Origin of the sequence: Ruegeria lacuscaerulensis (assembly GCF_013034685.1) — a bacterium.
GTDB classification, from domain to species: Bacteria; Pseudomonadota; Alphaproteobacteria; order Rhodobacterales; family Rhodobacteraceae; genus Ruegeria; species Ruegeria lacuscaerulensis_B.
On sequence record NZ_WQGO01000032.1, the window covers coordinates 1 to 1,548 of the forward strand.

Here is a 1,548-nt window from a genome sequence, read left to right on the forward strand (position 1 = left end):
GATGTCGTTGAAAAACTCTTCCTTGATTGAGAGGCAAGCTGCTGATTCAATTCTCCCAATGGGTGGGAGTATTTGCGATGATGGGGCCAAAGCAGGAAGCACAAGCGGCGCTGTTTTATGAGTTCTCGCTGGAAGACCATGTCCCACAAGATCACCTGCTACGGACGATTGATCGTCATCTTGATCTGAGCAGCATCAGGGGGCACTTAGCTGATTTCTACAGCCACACGGGCCGCCCATCGGTCGATCCCGAACTGATGATCCGCATGCTGCTGGTGGGCTATTGCTTTGGCATCCGATCCGAGCGGCGGCTGTGCGAAGAGGTTCATCTGAACCTCGCATACAGATGGTTCTGCAAGCTCGATCTGAATGATCGCATCCCGGATCACTCAACCTTTTCAAAGAACCGCCATGGTCGTTTCCGTGAAAGCGGTCTGTTGCGTCATGTTTTTGAAATGTCCGTTGCGCGTTGTATTGAGGAAGGGCTGGTCGGGGGGCAGGGCTTTGCCGCTGATGCCAGCTTGATCGTCGCCGACGTCCAGAAACAGAACTCCAGCAATCCTGAGGGCTGGGAGGAACGCGGGGTCAGGGCGGAGGCAGCGCCACGGGCGGTGCGCGAATATCTCGACACTCTCGATGATGCAGCATTTGGGGCGGCCAGTGAGACAACACCCAAGTTCACCGCCCATGCCGACCCCGCCAGTCAATGGACGGCAGCGCGAAAAGGTCCAGCATTCTTTGCCTATTCGGACAATTATCTGATCGATACAGATCACGGGATCATCGTCGATGTGGATGCCAGCCGCTCGATCCGGCAGGCAGAGGTGGGCGCCATGCGCAAGATGATCGACAGGACCGAAGAGCGTTTTGGGTTGAAACCGGATTGGGTGGCTGCGGATACCGCGTACGGCTCATCCGAAAATCTGGTTTGGCTGACGCTCAAGCGGAAAATACTGCCGTTCATCCCAGTCTTTGACCACTCAAAGCGCAAGGATGGCACCTGGTCACGTTCCGACTTCACATGGGACGAAGACAATGACCGGTACGTTTGCGCAGAAGGTAAAGAGCTTCGTCATACCCGGCGAAACTATTCTGACCCCAAGAGGCACAAGCCCAAGGCCGGTCGTCGTCAATATCGAAGCCTGAAGCTCGATTGCCAAGACTGCCCGTCGAAACCAAAATGTTGCCCGAACACGGCGACCCGCAGCATTAATCGTGAAGAATATGAGATCGTCAGAGACTTTGCGCGACAATGCACGGCCTCCGAGTTTAACCCGACCGCCCAGAGGCGACGAAAGAAAGTCGAAATGCTGTTCGCACATCTCAAACGCATCCTCGGCTTGGGCAGACTCCGATTGCGAGGACCATGTGGCGTCCAAGACGAATTTACACTCGCAGCTACCGCCCAAAACCTCCGGAAACTGGCAAAGCTGAAGCCGGTGGCACTCGCCCTAGGGTAACAGGGCGGCAACGCCTCACATCGCCCAACAAAATATAGACAACGCAGAACACCAAGACGCAAAAACGAACGACTTTTTCAACGACATC

At 55.2% G+C, this 1,548-nt stretch carries 1 protein-coding gene; it reads left to right on the forward strand.

Translation table 11 applies throughout. The features are described from left to right. Positions 1-77 precede the first annotated feature (77 nt). A complete protein-coding gene (locus GOV80_RS22225; protein ID WP_170787824.1) occupies positions 78-1,460 on the forward strand; it encodes a transposase in 1,383 nt (460 codons plus the stop codon). Positions 1,461-1,548: the final 88 nt, after the last annotated feature.

Bases quoted from the DNA above. Each gene is read 5' to 3' on its own strand.
- GOV80_RS22225 (WP_170787824.1), top strand. From the start codon at position 78: ATGATGGGGCCAAAGCAGGAAGCACAAGCGGCGCTGTTTTATGAGTTC.